This window comes from Flagellimonas onchidii (assembly GCF_004804315.1).
In the GTDB taxonomy this organism is placed as follows: Bacteria; Bacteroidota; Bacteroidia; order Flavobacteriales; family Flavobacteriaceae; genus Flagellimonas; species Flagellimonas onchidii.
Map to the genome: position 1 here is coordinate 180144 of NZ_SRXX01000009.1, position 6040 is coordinate 186183.

8 protein-coding genes are annotated in these 6040 nt (G+C 34.8%); 7 read left to right on the forward strand and 1 reads right to left on the reverse strand.

Features of this window, described 5'->3' with window-relative positions:
- Positions 1-22 precede the first annotated feature (22 nt).
- On the reverse strand, positions 23-442 hold the full coding sequence (locus E4661_RS11395; RefSeq protein WP_136467419.1) for a hypothetical protein: 420 nt from the start codon (positions 440-442) through the stop codon (positions 23-25).
- A gap of 96 nt (positions 443-538) precedes the next feature.
- Here E4661_RS11395 and pepT point away from each other — a divergent pair, with 96 nt between their 5' ends.
- The 7 genes from pepT (at position 539) to E4661_RS11425 (ending at position 5863) form a co-directional block, all read left to right on the forward strand.
- Entirely contained in the window at positions 539-1792 is a 1254-nt protein-coding gene (gene pepT, locus E4661_RS11400; RefSeq protein WP_136467421.1) for a peptidase T, read from the forward strand.
- On the forward strand, positions 1770-1982 hold the full coding sequence (locus E4661_RS19630; protein WP_313779657.1) for a hypothetical protein: 213 nt from the start codon (positions 1770-1772) through the stop codon (positions 1980-1982). The genes pepT and E4661_RS19630 overlap by 23 nt, the downstream gene beginning before the upstream one ends.
- Entirely contained in the window at positions 1883-2362 is a 480-nt protein-coding gene (locus tag E4661_RS11405; RefSeq protein WP_313779656.1) for a YdeI/OmpD-associated family protein, read from the forward strand. Before E4661_RS19630 ends, E4661_RS11405 begins: the two co-directional genes overlap by 100 nt.
- A gap of 296 nt (positions 2363-2658) precedes the next feature.
- Positions 2659-3450: a hypothetical protein gene (locus tag E4661_RS11410; RefSeq protein WP_136467422.1), complete on the forward strand. Its 792-nt coding sequence runs from the start codon at positions 2659-2661 to the stop codon at positions 3448-3450.
- A gap of 92 nt (positions 3451-3542) precedes the next feature.
- Positions 3543-4499, forward strand: coding sequence for a toxin-antitoxin system YwqK family antitoxin (locus E4661_RS11415; RefSeq protein WP_136467424.1), 957 nt, complete (start codon positions 3543-3545; stop codon positions 4497-4499).
- Positions 4500-4594: 95 nt separating this feature from the next.
- The gene (locus tag E4661_RS11420) at positions 4595-5128 is read left to right on the forward strand and encodes a hypothetical protein (RefSeq protein ID WP_136467426.1); all 534 of its coding nucleotides are present in this window, start codon (positions 4595-4597) and stop codon (positions 5126-5128) included.
- Positions 5129-5392: 264 nt separating this feature from the next.
- Complete coding sequence (locus E4661_RS11425) at positions 5393-5863, forward strand: hypothetical protein (RefSeq protein ID WP_136467428.1); 471 nt, start codon at positions 5393-5395, stop codon at positions 5861-5863.
- Positions 5864-6040: the final 177 nt, after the last annotated feature.

The window sequence follows — 6040 nt, forward strand, 5'->3', positions numbered from 1 at the left end:
AGATCAGATTATAGGAAATCTCTTATTTTTCGTTAACTGACCTATCTACGTAAATCGGACGGAGCATCATTTGCCCACAAAGCTCTACGTAAAGGTTGTATTGCTTCTCGTTAAAAATGGAAAGCAGACGTTTATCGAGCATTCTTAAATTTTGTTTCATACTATCTAAAAGTTTTCTGTATTTAATGGACATGGACAATAAATCTTCTGGAGAACTTTGTGCATTTCGTTTCAAAAGATACTTTGCCTGATCCTTTAAAAAGTCGTTGCGCACCCGAAGTTCAGCACTCCAATTCTTTAGTTTTTCCAATTGTACATCATTGAGTTGAAAGACTTCTGCAATCTCCTCATCGTTTTTCCCTCCGACACCCAATGCGCATTCCGCTTGAGCCGAACAGAAAATCCCGGACAAAAGAATAAAATAAAAGAAAGTCTTTCTCAATTTGGTTGGTATTCAAAACGGGAAAGATAGTTTTTCAATTACTTTTTTTCTTAAAATGACGATTGAATAAACGTTATTTTTGATGAAACGCACTTTATGGAAAAATTACTACCCCGTTTTCTGGAATATGTGTCTATAGATACCCAAAGCGACCCCTACTCCAAGTCCACCCCTAGTACGGAAAAACAGTGGAACCTTGCAAAGAAATTGGTTATGGAACTCCACCAGATTGGGATGCAAGAAGTATCCATAGACGAACATGCCTATATCATGGCTACTTTGCCCAGTAATTTGGACAAACCAGTGCCTACTATCGGTTTTATTTCTCATTTTGACACCACTCCCGATTTCAGTGGTAAAAAGGTAAAACCTAAGATAATCAAGGATTATGATGGTGAGGATATCACCCTCAACAAGTCCAAAAATATTGTACTATCTCCAGATTATTTTGAAGATTTATTGCTTTACAAAGGCCAAACCCTGATTACCACTGATGGCACCACTTTATTGGGAGCTGATGACAAGGCTGGAATTGCAGAAATCATCACGGCGATGGAATATTTGATTCAACATCCCGAAATCAAACATGGAAAGATACGCATCGCCTTTACCCCGGATGAAGAGATTGGACGAGGTGCACATAAGTTCGATGTTGAAAAATTTGGTGCGGAATGGGCCTACACCATGGACGGAAGCCAAGTGGGAGAATTGGAATACGAAAACTTCAATGCGGCAGGTGCCACAATTAAGATTAAAGGAAAAAACGTTCACCCCGGTTATGCCAAGAACAAAATGGTAAACGCCATTGGTATTAACAATGAGTTTTTGAGTTTGCTTCCCTTAAGGGAAGTTCCCGAGCACACCACAGACCGTGAAGGTTTCTTTCATGTGCATAAAATAAAGGGCGAAATTGAAAAAGCAGAAATTGAACTGATCATAAGGGATCATGACCAAGAGCATTTCGAGGCAAGAAAAGAGTTGCTGAAGGATATTGCCACAAAGCTCAACAAAAAATATGGTGATTGTATCCAGCTAGAGATTCAGGATCAATATCGAAACATGCGCGAAATGGTTGAACCTGTTTTCCACATTGTTGAAATTGCCAAGGAGGCTATGGAATCCTTGAATATTGAACCCATAATCAAACCCATTCGTGGCGGTACCGATGGTTCTCAATTGAGCTTTATGGGACTGCCATGCCCCAATATTTTTGCTGGGGGACACAATTTTCATGGTAAGTATGAATATGTTCCTTTGGAAAGTATGGAAAAAGCCGTTCAGGTAATTGTAAAAATCTGCGAGCTGACTGCCGTTCAAATTGAAACACATGGAAAAAACAGAAAAGGTTGAAGCGTATTACGAAACTGAACACAGGTTCAAAGAAGAAATTATTGCTTTAAGAGCCCTAGCGCTGCAAACGTCTTGCGAAGAGGACTACAAGTGGAACTTCCCCGTGTATACCGTGAATGGAAAAATGTATTCGGTATTTGTCGATTCAAAAATCACTTTGGGGTTTGGTTCTTTAATGGATCCCTTTTAAGCGACCCAAAAAAAGTTTTGAGCAATGCCCAAGAAGGTAAAACCAAAGGAATGAGACACTGGAAGTTCAATACCGTGGAAGAAATTGATATGACTGGGGTCCAGAACTATATGTCCGAGGCCATTGAAAATCAAAGGAAAGGGCTTACTATTGCCCCTGAAAAAAGTTCCAAAGAGGTTCAAATCCCTTCCCTACTAATGACAGCTTTAGAGGAGAACAACACCTTAAAGGCTGCATTTGAAGTGCTCACTCTTTTTAAGCAAAAGGAATTTTGTGAATATATCGCGGAAGCGAAGCAAGAAAAAACCAAAATGAGAAGATTGGAAAAAATCTTGCCCATGATTCAAAAAGGAATGGGTCTTAATGACGCTTACCGATAAAAAAATCAAGCAGTTGAAACTGTCTAAAAAGTATGGTTTTCGTCAAGCTGAACTTGTTTCAGCTTCTCATAAACATTGGTTATTAGATTGTTGGGATTCTGAAATTAATTCAGAACGACGTGTTTTTCATCTTTTCAAATAGCCTCTGCCCTCTTTTAGTAGACGTAATGGAAACACTCCTTCCTTTACCAAAGAAAAGTATCCAAACCGATTAATTATCCCATCCATCAATTGAAAACGGGCATCCGTCAATTGACCCTTAGGTTTCAAGTTGAATTTTGTGAACTTCACGTATCATGATAAAGAAAGTTTACAAGTTCACTTTTAAAAAAACGCTATTGGCCATACTCTTGCTTATGGTTTTTACAATAGTATACCATTATACAAAACCAATGTACTATGTAAAAAATGAAGAAGCCAAACACCTGCCCTGCAAAATAAAACCCTTTAGGGATAGCACTGATTTATACATTCCGTACAAGTTGACCATTTACAACAATAGGTTGAAATCCCTAAAATTTCTCGGTATTTATGATGGTTGGTCTTATGGCCGTTTATATGGCAAATCCCTATTTTATAATCTGGACAATTTGGAATTATACGATTTTTCGGGTGAAAGTAAAAACCTGAAAGAAGAAGATAATTATAACAAGTACGGAAACGACACTTATTGGCGTATTGGGCACATTTTTAAATACAAAAAAAACATATTCCCTTTTTTTGGTCGCGATTTTTATTATTACAAAAGATACACTTTAAGCAATAAGAACGATAGATTCAACTTAAAACAAATACTCAGGGACAGCATTAAAAAACAGTTATACACTCTTGACTACAATTTAAATGTTGATATCAAAAAATCTATAATAGACAGTCTTTATAGAATCAGCAATAAAAAAAGGTTCAATATTAGTTTTGAAACGAAATCCTCTTTGGTAACTAAAAAAATAAGAGCAAAAATCAATAGTAGTGAGCAAGAAGCAGTATATGTCAACTTGAATGATTCTATTATAGGGATGAGTAAAAAAGAACAGATAGATTACTTGACGAAGTATATGAAACAGATAACCCCTATTGATAGTTTTTAGTAAAAAAGTCTTCCATCCTTTGGTTGAAATCCACCTTCCCATGCCAGGAAAAGGAACCCAAATTTATTTATTGACCCATTCATCAATTCAAAATGAAAAAGAATAAGTTAACCCCCTTAATAGTTATAATATCATTTCTACACATCTCTCATGATATCAATGGTCAATCCAAAATTTACTTTGATAAAGACTGGAAAGTAACAACTAAAGATGAAGCTGAATTTTACCGATTAGTGGATAAAAAGAGTGATTCTCTTTTTTGCATAAAGGATTTTTACATCAATGGGGTTTTACAAATGAAGGGGTGTTTTTCTGATTTAGACAAAGAAACTTTTGAGGGTGAAATTGTTTGGTACAATGTTAAGGGTATCATTACCAATAGAGCGAATTATAGACGAGGCCAACTGCACGGGCTATGCACAGTATATCTTGAAAATGGTGAAATAGATTTTACTGCTAAGTACATAAATGGAAAAATCTATGATGGTGTATATGTTGGTACTCGCTACAAGCAGTTTTATAAAAAAGGAAAATTGATAAAACAAGTGGAGTTAGAAGCTGTAAATCATTTTCGCAGCCTAGAAACGAGAATTTTTGGTTTAAAAAAAGATACCGTTTATTGGATGACCAATGATGGAAAGCAACAAATAGGTGTTGGTATATATGATGGTGTCAATAATAAAATTATAGATGGTCTAGATATTCAAAATAATTTTTTAATCGCTGTCCATACATATTACAAAAACAGTAAAAGAGAAGGTATTCAAAAGGTTTTTTATGAAGGTAATCTGTTGACAGAACAAACATTTGCCAATGATGTGGTAATCTTAGAAAGGTCCATAAATCCGCTAACGGGTAAAACTGTTGAAATTAATTTTCGAAATGGAAAGCCTTATAATGGGCGGCTTTTTCAGTTTAATCAGATTTACGAATATTACGATGAATTTATTTATAAAGAAGGTGTAGTTCTTATTAAAAACCGTTATGAACTAGTCGACGGAAAGTTAAAATTAAACACTACAAAATCGTACAAGAAAAATACGATGTAGCTTCTTTTAGTTTTACAAGTTGTCGTTCGTTTTTTCAACGTTACCCCGAGCAAGCTTATCTCAATGTTTTGAAGAGAGTTTAAAAAAACAACAATTTGAAAAGAAAAATACCAATCATACTCATCACCGTAATTCTAAGTTCTTGCAGCACGGGAATGGGAATCCATAAAAAAGACTTTTCTCCAATCGAAAATACCTTCAAAGCAAGCTTTAACAACAAATCGTACTTCACCAAGGGACGAAACTATAACCACCAAACAAGAATTTTATCCGCTTTTGAACTTTTCGATCTAAATGCTGACGTTATCCATTTTCATTTTGATACCAACAACAAACTTGTGCTGACAATCAAGGACAGTTTAGGAGTCAAATCTGAGGCATTTAATGGAAAATTTAAACGGAAAGGATATTATGAAGTGTTTATAAGAAAATATAAAAAGGAAATTCCCCCTTTCATCCCGATTATTTATGGAATTCGTCACATTAAAAGGTTACGTATTGGTCTGACCAAAGAAAATGACCTAGTTATTGACTATAAATGGGAAGATTACGGAAGCATATTTATACTAGCAGGGGGCAGTGGTGGGCGCTACAGAAGCCACTACAAACAAATACCAACAGAGCAATGAAAAAAACACCTTATAACAAAGTTATACAACCTATCCTGATAGCTTTTAACTATTGATTAAATCCAACTTCCCTTGCCAAGAAAAGAAACTCAAATTTATTTATTGACCGATTCATCAATTCAAAACCGACATCCATCAATTTCAATTGGATTAGTATGCCAAAATTTCCGAACTTCACTTACTTGTGCTGAACTTGATTCAGTATCGGTCGCTAAAGAATCCTTAAAACAATTTTTAGCTTGTACGTTGGATAATGTTTAGAGCTTGAGAAAATTAAGAGACATATTTCTAATATTCATAATCGGAATTCCTTTGTTTATTGTGGCAATTCCATTAATGATTGTTTTCATTCCAATTGGGCATTTCAATCGAAAAAAATTTGAAAAGAAGTACTCCAAATTTCTAACTGAAAATCACGGAAAGAATTTCTTCTGCTACAATAATCGAAAGAACTCAAGAAAATACATTGAAGACAATATCATTCCGAATTTAACAGATGAAATTGAAATCGTGTATCTGAATGGGAAAAAAGTGGAATCGGATTATAACGCTGAATTTATGTCTGAAGCACTTAACAAGCTGAAAAATTATAGTCGATTTCCACATTTAATGAAAATTCGGAATGGAAAGCTGATTGATAAATCGATAAATAACCCATTTTACAATATTCTGAATTTGAACAAACCGAGAAATGAGTTTCTAAAACAAATCAATCTGTTCTTTGATCTGAATTAAACAAAAAACGAAAACTTAACAATGACTATTAGTGCTACCGTTAGAATAAAATGTAATAGTTAAGACTTAATCTGACAATCTTAATAAATTAGTTTAACCCTTAAATTAGATTTGTCAGATGAGTACAGAAGAAAAGATCATCAAACCAAAGTTAGGATTATTAGAACTTGCCAAACA